General features: G+C 51.9%; 10 protein-coding genes and 1 tRNA gene. 6 read left to right on the top strand and 5 right to left on the bottom strand.

Translation table 11 applies throughout. The features are described 5' to 3' along the window. The first annotated feature begins 380 nt into the window (after positions 1-380). Positions 381-2,159 (top strand): OFA family MFS transporter, encoded by a 1,779-nt coding sequence (locus PsAD5_RS15450; protein ID WP_063292729.1) that lies wholly within the window; start codon positions 381-383, stop codon positions 2,157-2,159. Positions 2,160-2,235: 76 nt separating this feature from the next. Here the strand turns inward: PsAD5_RS15450 and PsAD5_RS15455 are convergent, their stop codons facing one another. Continuing rightward, a complete protein-coding gene (locus PsAD5_RS15455) occupies positions 2,236-3,138 on the bottom strand; it encodes a LysR family transcriptional regulator (protein WP_063292730.1) in 903 nt (300 codons plus the stop codon). A gap of 350 nt (positions 3,139-3,488) precedes the next feature. Between PsAD5_RS15455 and PsAD5_RS15460 the strand changes: the two genes are divergently transcribed. Beyond that, complete coding sequence (locus PsAD5_RS15460) at positions 3,489-4,232, top strand: L,D-transpeptidase family protein (RefSeq protein ID WP_082831066.1); 744 nt, start codon at positions 3,489-3,491, stop codon at positions 4,230-4,232. 65 nt (positions 4,233-4,297) lie between these two features. Here the strand turns inward: PsAD5_RS15460 and PsAD5_RS28860 are convergent, their stop codons facing one another. Beyond that, on the bottom strand, positions 4,298-4,450 hold the full coding sequence (locus PsAD5_RS28860) for a YHYH domain-containing protein (protein ID WP_348271970.1): 153 nt from the start codon (positions 4,448-4,450) through the stop codon (positions 4,298-4,300). 241 nt (positions 4,451-4,691) lie between these two features. Further along, positions 4,692-4,776: transfer RNA gene (locus PsAD5_RS15465), tRNA-Leu, on the bottom strand. 378 nt (positions 4,777-5,154) lie between these two features. Here PsAD5_RS15465 and map point away from each other — a divergent pair. The 3 genes from map (at position 5,155) to PsAD5_RS15480 (ending at position 9,332) form a co-directional block, all read left to right on the top strand. Further along, entirely contained in the window at positions 5,155-6,000 is an 846-nt protein-coding gene (gene map / locus PsAD5_RS15470) for a type I methionyl aminopeptidase (protein WP_063292731.1), read from the top strand. A 22-nt stretch (positions 6,001-6,022) separates the two neighbouring features. After that, entirely contained in the window at positions 6,023-6,850 is an 828-nt protein-coding gene (gene radC / locus PsAD5_RS15475) for a RadC family protein (protein WP_063292732.1), read from the top strand. 193 nt (positions 6,851-7,043) lie between these two features. Beyond that, positions 7,044-9,332, top strand: coding sequence for a bifunctional diguanylate cyclase/phosphodiesterase (locus PsAD5_RS15480; protein ID WP_208980701.1), 2,289 nt, complete (start codon positions 7,044-7,046; stop codon positions 9,330-9,332). Between the two features lie 33 nt (positions 9,333-9,365). On the opposite strand, the gene PsAD5_RS15485 is transcribed toward PsAD5_RS15480, so the two are convergent. Both PsAD5_RS15485 and ppdK read right to left on the bottom strand, forming a co-directional pair. Further along, positions 9,366-10,295, bottom strand: coding sequence for an ArgK protein (locus PsAD5_RS15485; protein WP_063292826.1), 930 nt, complete (start codon positions 10,293-10,295; stop codon positions 9,366-9,368). Between the two features lie 59 nt (positions 10,296-10,354). After that, a complete protein-coding gene (ppdK, locus tag PsAD5_RS15490; RefSeq protein ID WP_063292734.1) occupies positions 10,355-13,027 on the bottom strand; it encodes a pyruvate, phosphate dikinase in 2,673 nt (890 codons plus the stop codon). 326 nt (positions 13,028-13,353) lie between these two features. Between ppdK and PsAD5_RS15495 the strand changes: the two genes are divergently transcribed. Next, positions 13,354-15,171 carry a tetratricopeptide repeat protein gene (locus tag PsAD5_RS15495; RefSeq protein ID WP_063292735.1) on the top strand — a complete coding sequence of 606 codons (1,818 nt, stop codon included), beginning with the start codon at positions 13,354-13,356 and terminating at the stop codon, positions 15,169-15,171. Positions 15,172-15,186: the final 15 nt, after the last annotated feature.

Raw genomic sequence — 15,186 nt, forward strand, 5'->3', positions numbered from 1 at the left:
TACGGATGACAACCTCACCTTCATCTGGCATATTCATAGGCACCAAGCAGCCCTACTCCTCTGATATTTCAAAATAAATCAGAGCGTGCAAAATTTTTCACCGCACCACTTTCTGCTTTTGGCTTTGCCCTATCCTCCACAAACCCACATTGTAATAGATTACATCTATAACGTGATAGACTCTGGCGATTTCAACTAACCATGTGTTAGATGCAGACTCAACGTATGGATGCAGGCTTCCTCCCTCTCGCCTGCCTCCTAGGCGCATTCCCGAAATGGGGCTCGATTTTCGGAAAACAGAATGTAGTCGCAACAAAAGATCGAGGCGGTTTGCCGGGCGAGGCAATGCAAACTGCTTTGATTGCTCTAGGGGTTTGCTGATGTTTAAAATACCAAGCTTTATGCTGAAAGACGCGATCGTAGCCAAGCCGGGCTTCAATCGTTGGTTCGTTCCACCGGCTTCCATTGCAATTCACCTGTGCATCGGCTCCGCCTATGCATGGAGTATCTACAATCCGGCACTTGTAAGAGAAATCGGCGGCATAGCGCCAGCAGCTGAAGATTGGTCTCTCAGTTCTGTGGTCTGGATCTTCTCAGTCGCAATTCTGTTTCTTGGCCTGTCTGCCGCTGTTGCAGGCAAATGGCTTGAGAAAGTTGGCCCGCGCTGCGTTGGCACAACAGCTGCCTTCTGCTGGGGAGGTGGTTACATCATCGGCTCAATTGGCATCATGACCCACCAGCTCTGGCTGCTGTATCTGGGATATGGCGTCATTGGCGGCTGTGGTTTAGGCCTTGGGTATGTTTCACCCGTCTCTACCCTGATCCGCTGGTATCCTGACCGTCGTGGTCTGGCAACCGGCATGGCTATCATGGGCTTTGGCGGCGGCGCAATCATCGCAGTTCCGCTGAAAAGCTGGCTTCTGGGCCTCTATGCCAAAGCACCTGACTATCTCGGCCCTCTCGCGGACGTGCAAACAACCGTAGAAAACGGTGTGCGCTACGTACAGGTTGCAGGCCAGAAGCTGGAAGCCATTGTCGTCAGTGCATCTCAAGCAGAAGCAGCCTTTGACGGTGCCCAAGCAGGCGTATACCTCGCAGGCACAGGTAACACTGGCGCAGCATCAACCTTCCTCACATTGGGTATTGTCTACTTCTTCGTAATGATCCTAGCTTCCTTCGCCTACCGCATTCCTGCACCAGGCTGGAAACCGGAAGGTTGGGAGCCACCACAGGAAGACCCTGCAAAACAAGGTCTTATCACTCGCAACCATGTGCATATTGATACAGCATTGCGGACACCACAGTTCTACCAGCTCTGGATCGTGCTCTGCTTCAACGTGACAGCTGGGATTGGCGTGATCTCCGTTTCCAAAACCATGATCTACGAGATCTTCGGCAACGGCATGCCAACCATCGTAGACGGAGCCTTCACCGCAACCTACGTTTTGATGATCTCCGTCTTCAACGCTATGGGTCGCCTCGGCTGGTCCACACTCTCTGACTATATTGGCCGCAAGAACACCTACACAGTCTTCTTCGTGCTGGGCTCTTTCCTATACCTTTCCATTCCGCTCATCGCGGCGGAGGCAGGTACAAGCCCCTCCGTGATGTGGCTGGTGATGTTCTACGCAGCCACCATGACCATCTTCACCATGTATGGCGGTGGCTTCGCTACAATCCCCGCCTATCTGGCAGATATCTTCGGCACCAAATTCGTCGGCGGTATCCATGGTCGCCTGCTCACTGCATGGTCTGCAGCAGGTGTTGCTGGTCCATTCCTCATCACATTCCTGCGCGAACGGTCTGTAAACACCAAAATCCATGAGCTTGCGGAAAAAGTTGATCCAGCCGTATTCCTCCAGACTTTCGGTGAAGGCAAAGAGAAACTGGCTGAGCTCATCGCAGCAAAATCCATCTCTGTCTCAAGACTGATGGAAGTAGCTCCGGAAGGCACGGTTGATCCAACTCCGAGCCTCTACAACACCACAATGTATGTGATGGCTGGTTTGCTCGTCGCAGCACTCGTCTCCAACCTTCTCATGAAGCCAGTCCACCCCAAGTATCACATGGCTGAGGACGCACTGGGCGAAGGAGAGGCCACAACAACAAAACCGGCAGCATCTGGCAAACAAACATCTGCACCAATGCCTGCTGAATAAAAAGCAAACCCAAACAACTAAGCCCGCGATCATCGCGGGCTTTTTTTATGAGCAACTCGAAAGCAATGCTACTTTTCTAATCAACCTGCTCTGGAATCAGCGGCTTCTTATACTGAGCCGCACAATCCGCTAACGACGTAATAATTGCAGGCTCCAGCTCACGCTTTGTCATCACCATACCAATGCTGTGCGAAACAACTGGCTTGATCAGCGGTACGGAAACAATTCCTGCCCCAAGCGACAAGGCAGAAAATTCCGGCAAAATCGCGCAATACCCCGCACGGATGAACCCGCCAAGTGACGGGATTGTCTCTGCCTCAATCTCGGGGTCCAACTCAACACCGAGGAAGCGAAGCGTGCTATCCACCATCAACCGGTTTTGCAACTTCGGCGAAAGCGCCACCATCGCCCCGGCATTCACAGCCGTTTCCCACTCCACCGCGTCTACCCCTTGCAAACGATGTCCTACTGGCATGAACAGGCGGTAGTCTTCCTCATAAAGCGTGAAACTGCTGTGCTTCTTTGCATCGCTGAACTGAGTGTACGTGATGCCTGCATCAATCTGATAATCCTCAAGAGCCTTATGGATTTCATCATGGCTCATCAACTGGATCGTCGCATGTGCATGCGGATGGCTCTTCTTCAAATCCAGAATTAGAGAGGCTGTCGCAACATCAGCTGAGGGAATAACGCCGATATTAACCTTGCCGAACACCTCGGCACTCTTCCCCGCAACCTCGTTCCGCAAACTATTACAGTCCGCAAGCACCTTCTTCGCCCAAACGAGAATGCGCTCCCCTTCCGCAGTCAATCCATGAAACTTCTTGCCACGTTCAATAATGGGTACGCCCAGTTCAATTTCCAACTGGCGAATTCGGCCTGACAACGTTGGCTGCGTCACATTACAAGCCGCAGCGGCACGCGTAAAATGTCGCTCCTGAGCCAGAGTAACGAGGTACTGTAACTGCCGAATATCCAAGGACGATCACCCTTCACACAACGCTTGATAGAAACGCCCTATAGCACAATAGAGCAATCAGATCAGAATGGGCACGGACACTATAGCGTATCGCCGAAAAGTGGAAGCCGGTTTTCGGATAAAGATACGTAAGCAAAAAATGCCAATGCAGTGCACCAGGTTCTGCCCAGACGCGAACTGCATTAGCATTTGTTTTTTCAAAGAAAAGCAAAACAAATGCGCTGCGTTCTTACGCCACAGGAATATCGGAGTGACCTTTTCACAGAGTTTCCAGTGCGAACCATGACTTGGCCACATTGCCTCTCTTATCTGCCACTCTCAGTTTCCAGTGATTTGCAATCGGACCTTCCATGGCAAAAATCATTTCTCGTCCGCTCCTTTGGGCAGTCGGCACGGCCTTTTTCGTAATGCTGGCAGTCTTCGCCACGTACTTACTCCTGCCCTATGATCTGCCCGGTTCCGCAAATCTCACAAAAGTTAAAGATGAGCGCTTGCCAGCCCTGCGCGCAGATCTGACTTTCAAAGGAATGTCCTTGGGAAGCCCTGTTTTCCTACGTGTCTTCAAAGAAGAAAGCCGGTTGGAAGCGTGGATCCGGTCTGGCAAAACCTATCAGCCCTACAAGTCATGGGAGATTTGCAAATACTCTGGTGATCTGGGGCCAAAGCTGAAAGAAGGCGACGGTCAGTCCCCTGAGGGCTTTTACAATGTGTCAGCTAGACAATTGAACCCGAACAGCAGATATCACCTCTCCTTCAATCTCGGTTTCCCGAACGCCTTTGATCAGTCACTGGACCGCACAGGCTCTTACTTGATGGTCCACGGTAACTGCCTCTCCATCGGCTGCTACGCCATGACCAACCAACATATCGAGGAAATCTATCTGCTCGTGGAAGCTGCCCTTCAGAACGGACAAGGCGCAGTCCCAGTCCATATCTTCCCCTTTGAGATGACAGAGGAAAACCTCAGCAAGCACGCCAACTCAAACTGGCTGAACTTCTGGCGCAACCTCAAACAGGGCTACGATCTCTTCGAAGAAAACCGCATACCACCGGATGTGTCGGCAGAAGGAAAACGTTACAGATTTGATGTTTAGCCTACACCCTGAAAGCAGGTAGCTAGAGCAATGCTCCAACTACCCTTATTGATTACTCATCAAGCCTAGTGGCAGTGATAGGTCCCACGTTTGCGATCATTATGGCATCCATCACTATTCGTCCCACCGCTATGCGCCGCAGCGACCCCAACTCCTAAAGATACTGCAAACATTGCTAGGAATACACCAGCAAGAACTTTCCGCATTTTCCGCTCCATTAGTTCTCTTACAACAATGCGGAAATTACATTTTTCTTAAAATCAGCATATTCGGTAAAACAACAACGTGCAGAGAACAGGTGAAAATATATAACTCATTGCATTGCCGAATCTTCTTTTGAGGACAACACAAGCAAATTGCTTCGAACCGCACTGAAAAACCATCACGCATTCTTGGCAAAAAACTGTGCAACAGTCTCACTATTGCAAGTTTACAATATAATTTTTTGGGAGAGTAATTTGGTGCGGACGGCGGGACTCGAACCCGCAAGCCCAGGGGCGGCAGATTTTAAGTCTGCTGTGTATACCAATTCCACCACGACCGCTTGCAGGCACCTGAGTACACGAGCAAACCACTTTCGTGCAAGAGCCTCTTTTCCGTTATCCAAGAAGTTCCTATAGCTTATCCCGGATTAAGCCCCTCAAAAAATCGATAGAATCCCAACAGGAACCACGGAATACAACGGGCTTCATAAAATGCGTGCGCAGTTAAGGATCTGACCTTCTTTTTTCGCTACACCTTTCAAAAATACCCGATATAAGTGGGGAAACACCAGATTACTCCCTAGAATGCCCCTAAAAAAATAGGAGAAGCTTCTACGGAGAAGCAGGGCTTGCGAGCAAGCATAACGGCATTTTACAGTTCCTCATGATGTAATCTGCGTTCGTCCCTGCGCGAAACGGAACAAGGAAAAAACGGGAAAATGATTGACTACGTAGACGCTGCCAACGCGCCCCTGAAAAATACCGGCCAGATCAAGATCTACAGCCAGGAAGATTTTGAAGGTATGCGCAAAGCAAGCCAGATGACTGCACAGTGCCTCGACGCACTTGTGCCGCTGGTGCAACCAGGCGTCACAACGCAGGAAATTGATGACTTCGTTTTCAAGTTTGGCAAGGAGCGCGGCGGCGTTCCGGCAACACTGAACTATCGTGGCTTCAGCAAATCCTGCTGTACCTCCATCAACCGCGTCATCTGTCACGGTATCCCTGACTCGAAGAAGAAGCTGAAAGAAGGCGACATCGTCAACATCGACGTCACCTACATCGTTGATGGCTGGCACGGCGACAGCTCCCGCATGTATCCGGTTGGCAAACTCAAGCCTGCAGCCAAGCGCCTGATTGAAGTCACCCACGAATCTCTGATGCGTGCTCTGGAAGCTGCCAAGCCGGGCAACACCACAGGTGATATTGGTCATGCGATCCAGGAATACGTAGAATCAGAGCGCTGTTCCGTTGTCCGTGATTTCTGCGGTCACGGAGTAGGCAAGCTGTTCCACGACATGCCAAATATTCTGCATTACGGCCAGAAAGGTTCTGGCATCGAGCTCAAGCCGGGCATGATTTTCACAATTGAGCCAATGGTGAATCTCGGTCGGCCAGATGTGAAAGTACTGAAGGACGGCTGGACGGCTGAAACCAAAGACAAAACATTGTCTGCTCAGTTTGAGCATTCCATCGGCATCACCTCAACAGGGTGCGATATCTTCACAACATCACCAGCAGGCCTGTTCAACCCAATGGAACCGGAAGCCGGAGCCGCTGCTTAGCCGCACCAAGTAAGGAGGGGGAATGAAACAAACCAGTTTCGGGTTTCATGAGGTAACTCCCTCTCCTCAGGAGCAGGCACCCACCGTGCCTGCACTCCAGAGCCATATCCCTCTGGACGAACCGGCAACTCTCCCGGTTCCGCCCTCTGCTAAACAGAGTAAATCCCCTAAGCCAGCCGCCAAACACTATCACGGTCATCGTGCACGCTTGCGTGAACGGTTTGAGGAAACAGGCCTGGACGGCCTCCAATCCTACGAGTTGCTGGAGATGCTCCTCTTCTCCTCCATCAAACAGGGCGACACCAAACCACTGGCAAAAGCACTGTTGGCTCAGTTTGGCTCCTTCGCGCAAGTTCTTGCAGCTCCAAAACAACGGCTGGAAGAGGTTCCCGGTTGCGGGCCACGCACAGCAAGTTTTATCAAAGAAATGCAGGCCGCATCTATTCTCTACGCTAAAGCGCAGGTTGTAGAGCGCGACCCCCTCTCCTCCTGGAGCAAAGTTCTGGAATACGTTCGCGCAGCTATGGCGCACAACGACAAAGAAGAATTCCGCATCCTGTTTCTGGACAAAAAGAACCGCCTCATCGCAGATGAAGTCCAGCAGACCGGAACAGTTGACCACACGCCCGTTTATCCGCGCGAAGTTACAAAACGGGCATTGGAATTGTCAGCCTGCGCGGTCATTCTGGTCCACAACCACCCTTCTGGCGACCCAACACCATCCCGCCAAGATATTGAAATGACGACGAAAATTTCAAACACATTGGAACCACTAGGGATAGTGCTGCACGATCACATCATCATAGCCGGCTCAGGTCACGTCAGTTTCAGAGGCCTTCAACTCATCTAAGCTATCCCCAGCAGCAGAACTCCATTCACATAAATTTCCCAAGCGATCGATAAAACACGTCGGTTGTACAGGCTCACTCAAGCAAAATCTCCGAACATAAGCATGGGCAAGTGCGTTTTCGCATACAATCAAGAGTTTTAAAGGCAGCATGAGTAAATTGCCGATGGCGGGACAACCGAGTTCGAAAACTCCCATGACTTCAGCAGTGTTGGGCAGTACTTTCGGCAATACGATTACACGAGGCAAAAAAATCGGAGCCCGCATGATGGCTCTGTTGATCCTGTGTGTTGTAGCTGCAGCTTTGGCTGTTGGGTATCTGGCGTTCTACTGGTCAACCCAGCGTGCGCTCGACTTTGAGGTCGATAAAGAAGTTCGCCTCGTACAGAGCAACCTCAAAGTGTTCCGCAATGGGCTCGCAAATGAAGCAGAGCGCATCGCCATCTCAAACAAGGCATACGCTTCTGTTCTTTCAGAAGAAACCAACATCCTGCTGGATGAGGATCTGACACCGACCCCAAGCACACGTGGTGATCGGGACATCTTCGTCATCCTCAACAAGGATATGAAGCCGCTTTACACCTACCGCCGCGACCTGCCATGGCACAGCGAAGTCTTTGAAGATCAGCTTCGTGGCCAGCTTGATGCCACACTGTCTGAGCTGGAAACACGGGCCAACACGAAGCAAACCCAGTTCCGTGTACCTGAACCACTGCGCAGCCACGCCCCTCTGGCATTGAGCTTGCGCGATGTTGTTCTGGTTGATGGTGCAATCGGCCTCGCCACAGTTGCAGCAATCACTCCGTCAACAGCACCGCCAAAAGGTATGCCAACAGTTGCCGGTTATCTGCTTTGGGTACGGTCACTGGACATCCGGTCCATCAGATCCTTTGAGGAATCAACGGGCTTGTCGGAAATGTTCATCACCACGAACAAGCCAAAAGCCGACTTCCAGCGTGTATCCCTGCCATTGCTCCGCCGCAACGGCGAGATCATCGCCAACCTGAGCTGGAAAACCACCGCAGCCTCTGGCGCGATCTACACCAACTCATCACCGTATTTTCTGGGAACCATCATCGCTATCTTGCTGATGACGATTCTCATTCTGCTCCGTTACATCAAGATGACAGACCGCATCTTGCAAAATGAAGCAGATGCGACACATGCAGCACTCCATGACGCCTTGTGTGGCCTGCCCAACAGAACATGGTTCGAGATTTTTGCAGCTGACGTGCTGCGACGCGACCGACAAAAACAGCGTATTACTGGCATTGTATTTCTGGATCTGGACCATTTCAAACAGATCAACGACAGCTTGGGCCACTCCATCGGCGATGAAGTCATCAAACTCGTCGCCGAACGCCTCAAAGTGTCGATCAACATGGAAGACCGGGTCGCGCGCGTCAGTGGAGATGAGTTCCTCATCGTACTGGCGCACCGCACCAGCATGGATGAGATCATCGAAACCTGCATGTACATCGAGAAGATGCTCTCGGATGCCTTCAAGGTTGAGAAACACAAGATCCTGACTACAGCCAGCATGGGCGTCGCGCTATCTCCTGAGCATGGACACGATCTGACAGCGCTTTTGCGCCGAGCAGATATTGCACTCTATCAGGCAAAGAAACTGGGCCGTGGCCGTTATGTGCTCTTTGAAAAGGAGATGGAGGACACTCTTCAGATCTCCCGCGAAATCGAAGAGGATATCAAACGCGCGCTCAATGCCAACGAATTCCAGAACTACTACCAGCCTATCATGGACAACACCGGCAAGAACATTCTGGCAGCCGAGGCTCTCATTCGCTGGAACCATCCGAAAAAAGGTCTTTTGCCACCAGCTGCATTTTTGCCGGTAGCTGAAGAATCCATGCTCATCAATCGCATTGGTGAGTGGGTGCTGGAGAACGCGATCAAGGATGGCTCAACGCTGAATGACGTCACCATGTGCGTGAACGTTTCTCCAACTCAGTTACGTCATCCTGAATTCCCTGAGCTGGTCAACACATTGCTGGAAAAGTACCAGCTGGAACCTAACCGTCTGGAACTGGAAGTTACCGAAGACGTTCTCATCAACTACTCAGAAACTGTGGTTGAAGTCATTGAGCGCCTTCGTAATCTCGGCGTAAAAATTGCGCTGGATGATTTCGGAACTGGCTTCTCATCTCTCAGCTACCTGCGCCGCGATCTGTTCGACAAAATCAAGATCGATCGTTCCTTCATCAATGGTGCGGTGACTGATGCCAAAGCCAGAGAAATTCTGGCAAGCTCAATCACGCTGGGGCTTCGTCTTGGCATGGATGTGTGTGTTGAAGGCGTGGAAGAAGAAGAGCAAAAAGAACTGCTGCTCACCATGGATTGCCCAATGATGCAGGGTTATCTGTTCTCCCGCCCAATCCCACTTGGCAAGTTCCGTCTATGGCGTGATGACAGGGATGAAGAAGTGGAGCAAAAGCCACGCAAAATCAGAGTGGGCGCAGCAGAATAATCTGCGCCCTTCCCAAGCGGTTAGTATCTCAATTTAGTTTTCAGAAAAACTCTTCCAGAACGCAGCAAATTTCTCGCTGGTTTCCTGCTTGAAAGCAAAAGGCCGCTTGGCCGCTTCCTCCCAGCGCACACCGGAATTTTTCAACACAGCAACACCCTGTTGCCCAAACTCCATCTTAAGCTGGTCAACAAGCCAGGCCTTCACCTGATCACGGCGTTGAACCGCGAGGCCACCATTATCGTGCAGCACAGAGTGATGTTTGTCGCTGGCCTCAATCAGCTCACTAAGGCCTCTGTTGTCCATTGCACTCAGCATCAACACAGGAACCTTCCAGTCCCCTCGCTTCGCACTCAAGCTCATAGCCCCTTCCACATCCGCACGGGCACGGCTGGCAACGTCCCCCATATCAGCCTTGGTCACGCAGATAATGTCCGGCAGCTCCATGATGCCCGCCTTCATGAATTGAAGACTGTCACCAGATCCCGGCTGAATACAAAGCACGCAGGTATCAGCCACAAGAGCCACATCTGCCTCAGATTGGCCAATACCAACACTCTCCACGATCACCCGGTCCATCACAGCCCGCATCAGGATCACCGCAGCAATTGCATGCTCGGAGAGCCCGCCAAGCCGGTCTCGCGCCGCCATGGAACGCACAAAAATCTTCTGATCTTCCGGATCTGTTGAAAGTCGTGTCCGGTCACCCAGCAACGATCCACCAGTCAACTGAGAGGAGGGATCAACCGCAATCACACCAACGCTTTGATCCACGCTGCGGTATTCCGAAATCATTGCATTTGTCAGGGTGGATTTCCCAACGCCGGGAGGTCCGGTCAGCGCGATCACGTGCGCGATTGGGTTTTGCAACGCCTCATCCAGCAAAGAGATCAACTGAGGATGCCCCTCATAACTCTCGATAGCGCTGAGCAAACGTGCAAGAGCTGGCTTGCCGCCAGCTCTCAGGTCTTCCAGATTGGCAGGAGCCGACCGAGGCCAGCTCCTCCCCTTTTTCACAAAGCCACTCACCCCTTGTTCCGCTGTGCCAGCACTGCCTGAGCAGCAGCAAGACGCGCAACAGGAACACGGAATGGAGAACAGGACACGTAGTTCAAACCAACAGTTTCGCAGAAGGCGATGGAGGCTGGATCACCCCCATGTTCCCCGCAAATACCAAGTTTGATATCAGCTTTCGTCTTACGGCCATTCGTGGCTGCAAGCTTCACCAACTGGCCAACGCCGTCCACATCCAATGAGACGAACGGATCCTTCTCCATCACCTTCCGTTCCTGATACTTGCCCAGGAAGGACGCAGCATCATCACGAGAGATGCCAAAGGTGGTTTGCGTCAGATCGTTGGTGCCAAAAGAGAAGAACTCGGCAGACGCGGCAATCTCTTCAGAAAGCAGCGCAGCCCGTGGCAACTCAATCATGGTGCCAACAGAGTACTCAGGCTTTTCGCCCAGCTCCTTGGCCACAACTGCAGCTGTACCGTCAATGCTTTCGCGAACAATATCCAGCTCGCTCTTCAAGCCAACCAGCGGCACCATAATTTCAGGTGCCACCTTGCGACCATGACGCTTGGAAACGTCAAGAGCGGCTTCAAAGATCGCCCGCGCCTGCATCTCTGCAATTTCCGGATAGGAAATCAGCAAACGGCAACCACGATTGCCGAGCATCGGATTAAACTCTTCCAGCTCTTCCGCACGCTCACGCAGCTCTTCCGGATCAATGTCCATCTGCTTGGCAACCTCAGCAATGTCCTCTTCCGTCTTAGGAAGGAATTCATGCAGTGGCGGATCAAGCAAACGAATGGTGACCGGACGATCAACCATCAGCTCAAAGATATCGATAAAGTCCTGACGCTGGATCGGAAGCAACTTCGCAAGCGCAGCTTTGCGTTCTTTCACCGTGTCAGACAAGATCATTTCACGCACCGCAAGGATACGTTCGCCTTCAAAGAACATGTGCTCGGTACGGCACAGGCCAATACCTTCAGCCCCAAAAGAAAGCGCAACTTTCACATCAGCAGGTGTTTCTGCATTGGTGCGAATGTTCATGCGGCGAATGTTATCAGCCCATTCCATCAGCTTTTTGAAATCACCGGAAAGCTCAGGCTCCTGCATTTGGACCTTGCCAGCAAGCACCTGGCCATTGCCGCCATCAATGGTGATTGTATCACCCTTGCCAAAGCTGCGACCGTCGACCGTCATGACCTCATTACGGGCGTCAACACGAATGGTTCCAGCGCCAGCAACACAAGGTTTACCCATACCGCGCGCAACAACAGCCGCGTGACTGGTCATTCCGCCACGTGTTGTCAAAATGCCTTCCGCAGCATGCATGCCGTGAATGTCTTCAGGGCTGGTCTCTGTACGAACCAGAATAACAGAGCGGCCATTGGCCTTTTCTGTTTCAGCATCGTCAGAGTTGAACACGATCGCACCGCAGGCAGCACCCGGAGAAGCTGGCAGACCAACAGTCAGCTCATCCCGTTCACTGGCAGGATCAATGGTTGGATGCAGCAGCTGATCCAGAGAAGACGGAGCAATGCTCGCGACGGCTTCTTCTTTGGTGATCAGGCCGCTCTCAGCCATATCAACTGCAATCTTCAGCGCAGCTTTCAGCGTCCGCTTGCCGTTACGGGTCTGAAGCATCCAAAGCTTGCCGTGCTCAACGGTAAACTCCAGATCCTGCATATCGCGGTAATGGGTCTCCAACCTGTCACAAACAGCCTGGAACTCCGCAAACACCTCAGGCATAGTCGCTTCAAGAGATGGTTTTTCGGAATGCGCCTCAATGCGGGCTTTCTCGGTGATATCCTGCGGCGTACGAATACCCGCAACAACATCTTCACCCTGCGCGTTGATGAGGAACTCACCATAAAGCGCGTTTTCACCAGTGGACGGGTTACGGGTAAAGGCAACACCAGTCGCAGAGTTTTCGCCTGTGTTACCAAACACCATCGCCTGAACGTTCACTGCAGTGCCCCAGTCCTCTGGGATTTCGTGCAGGGCGCGGTAAGTCTTGGCCCGTGGGATCATCCAGCTCTTGAACACAGCGCCAACGGCACCCCAGAGCTGTTCTTCAGGATCCTCAGGGAAAGGACGACCAAGTTCTTCTTCAACCTTGTCCTTATAAGCCGCGACGATCTGTTTCCAGTCGTCACCGGTCAGGTCAGTATCAAGGGAGTAGTCGTGCTCGTCCTTGAAATCTTCCAGAATTTCTTCGAAGTGATCGTGGTCTACGTCCAACACCACATCAGAGTACATCTGGATGAAACGACGATAGCTGTCATAAGCAAACCGGTCATCGTTTGCATCTTTGGCCAGCGCTTCAACAGTCCGGTCATTGAGACCCAGATTCAGAACCGTATCCATCATACCCGGCATGGAAACACGGGCACCGGAACGCACAGACAACAGCAGCGGTTTGGACGTGCTGTTGAACTTACGCTCTGTCAGCTCTTCAACAGCCGCAATGGCAGCATGGACCTGTTCTTTGAGCTCGGAAGGATACTGCTGACCTTCATCATAATAGTGCGTGCAAACTTGCGTTGTAATGGTAAAGCCGGGAGGGACAGGCAATCCTAGTCTGCTCATCTCGGCAAGGTTTGCACCCTTACCGCCCAGCAGCTCCTTCATAGAAGCATCGCCCTCGGTTTTGTTTTCTCCAAAGATGTAGACCCACTTGGTCATAACACCCCCCTTTATTGAGTGAGACGACAACCAATCTCACTTGGAATTGCACCACTGCCCACTATCTGCAATGAACAGGGTCATTATAGCAAGAGACTCAGACCTCGACCTTAGTGTTATTGCGTAAATACTTCTGAATTCTTGAGAAATATCAATATACTTACTTATCCGCAGATACTTGAAAAAATGTAGGTTCAATTGAAAGAATGTTCGGATACACTTAACAACATGCGGTGAGTTATCCGGCTGCTATAAAAACGCCATTCTTCGCTACTAACAGATTGATGTAATATTGAGTCGCAATCGGCTCTCAATGAGAGACATATATGACCCTGACAAGCTATTTTGCGCTGTTCCGCTCCAATTCTGCTTCTGCTCAGAACAATGGCCGTATGACCTATCATTCTGTTAATAAAAACAGATTCTCAAAAAGGACCTTAATGGCCTCAGCGCTGGCACTTGTTATGGTGAGCTCACCACTTGTTCCCGCTCAAAGCGCGAAGGCAAACTCCCAGTCCTTACCGGCTGCAAGCTCTCTGTCAGGAAGTTACCTGTCAGGCAGAAGCGCCCTTCTTGCTCAGGATCTGGCCGCCGCGTCCAACTATTTCACCTCAGCTCTGCAAGGTGACCCGGATAATTTTTATATTCTCGACCGCGCATTTGTCACATCACTGGCAAACGGCAATGTCGAAAAAGCGCTCCCTCTGGCAAACCGCATTCTGGAAGAAGACAACGAGCACTTCCTTGCGCAGCTGGCCGTTGCCGCGCAGCGCATTCATGAAGGTAACTTTACCACCGAACTGCCAGATGCCGTCACGCAAAACGTCAACCCGCTGTCCCGTCTGAGCTTCGCTCTTGTTTCAGCCTGGGTCAAAGCAGGTCAGGGTAAGACAGATGAAGCCATTGCAGATCTGACAAGCACCACCGGCGCCAAGTGGTTTGACCTCTTCATCAATTTCAACGCAGGCCTGCTGGCTGAATACAACAACAACCCGCATCAGGCCGCAGAATTTTATAAGGCAGCCTACGAGATTGACCGCGGCGCCCTGCGCAACGCCATTTCCTACACCCGTATGCTCGCCGCCTCCGGCAGACAGCAAGAAGCGCTGGACATCGTTGCCGAATATGAGCAACTCATTCCAGAACATCCGCTTCTTGTCACATTGAGAGAGAAGATTGAGAGCGGCGAGGTTATTGAATCCGTCGCCAAATCACCAGCTGAAGGGCTGGCGGAAGCCCTGCACGGTCTCGGCATCGCAGTCAGCAAAGAAGGCGAAGAGCTCTCCGCAAATTACCTGCAGCTCGCCGCCTACCTCAACCCGAAGAACGATTCAGCCTTGATTGGTCTGGCCTCATTGTTTGAGCAGCTTGGCGACAACGAGCGCGCCATTGAGTACCTGTCAGCGGTATCAGACGGCTCCCCAATGAAACGCGAAGCTGAAATCCAGATCGCGCTTCATTACAACATTCTGGATAATCTGGAAGAAGCCCGCGCCCATCTTGAAAAGCTGGTGGAATCCGATCCGAGTGACATAGAGGCCATCACCTCTTTGGGCAACGTGTTGCGCGGCCATTCTCTCTTTGAGGAAGCCGAGACCTCCTACAATCAGGGCTTGGATACCCTCAGCGAAATTCAGGCAAACCACTGGACGATCCTGTATTTCCGCGGCATCACCCGCGAGCGTCAGGACAAGTGGGACGCTGCTGAAGAAGACTTCCGCGAAGCTCTGACCCTCAAGCCTGAACAGCCAATGATCCTGAACTACCTCGGCTACTCCCTGGTGGATCGCGGTCTGAAGCTGGATGAAGCGCAGAAGATGATTGAACGCGCTGTTCGCCTGCGTCCAACTGATGGATACATCGTCGACAGCCTCGGCTGGGTTTACTATCGCCTGGGCCGTTATGAAGAAGCAGCTGAAAAGCTGGAACGCGCCGTAGCGCTGCGTCCACATGATCCAATCATCAACGATCATTTGGGCGATGCGTACTGGCAAGTTGGCCGCAAACTGGAAGCCCGCTACAAGTGGAACCACGCCCGCGACCTTGAGCCGGAACCAGAAGACCTGAAGCGCATTCTCGACAAGATCGAAAATGGCATGGAAGACGCCGTTCCGGTCGTCGCAAGCTCTGCAGACAGCAAATAACTCATAACACGATCA

It is taken from the genome of Pseudovibrio sp. Ad5 (assembly GCF_001623095.1).
In the GTDB taxonomy this organism is placed as follows: domain Bacteria; phylum Pseudomonadota; class Alphaproteobacteria; order Rhizobiales; family Stappiaceae; genus Pseudovibrio.

Excerpts from the sequence above, each read along its gene's own strand:
- PsAD5_RS15480 (WP_208980701.1), top strand. The coding sequence starts at position 7,044 with ATGACTTCAGCAGTGTTGGGCAGTACTTTCGGCAATACGATTACACGA.
- ppdK (WP_063292734.1), bottom strand. The coding sequence starts at position 13,027 with ATGACCAAGTGGGTCTACATCTTTGGAGAAAACAAAACCGAGGGCGAT.
- PsAD5_RS15450 (WP_063292729.1), top strand. The coding sequence starts at position 381 with ATGTTTAAAATACCAAGCTTTATGCTGAAAGACGCGATCGTAGCCAAG.
- PsAD5_RS15495 (WP_063292735.1), top strand. The coding sequence starts at position 13,354 with ATGACCCTGACAAGCTATTTTGCGCTGTTCCGCTCCAATTCTGCTTCT.
- PsAD5_RS28860 (WP_348271970.1), bottom strand. The coding sequence starts at position 4,450 with ATGGAGCGGAAAATGCGGAAAGTTCTTGCTGGTGTATTCCTAGCAATG.
- radC (WP_063292732.1), top strand. The coding sequence starts at position 6,023 with ATGAAACAAACCAGTTTCGGGTTTCATGAGGTAACTCCCTCTCCTCAG.
- PsAD5_RS15460 (WP_082831066.1), top strand. The coding sequence starts at position 3,489 with ATGGCAAAAATCATTTCTCGTCCGCTCCTTTGGGCAGTCGGCACGGCC.
- map (WP_063292731.1), top strand. The coding sequence starts at position 5,155 with ATGATTGACTACGTAGACGCTGCCAACGCGCCCCTGAAAAATACCGGC.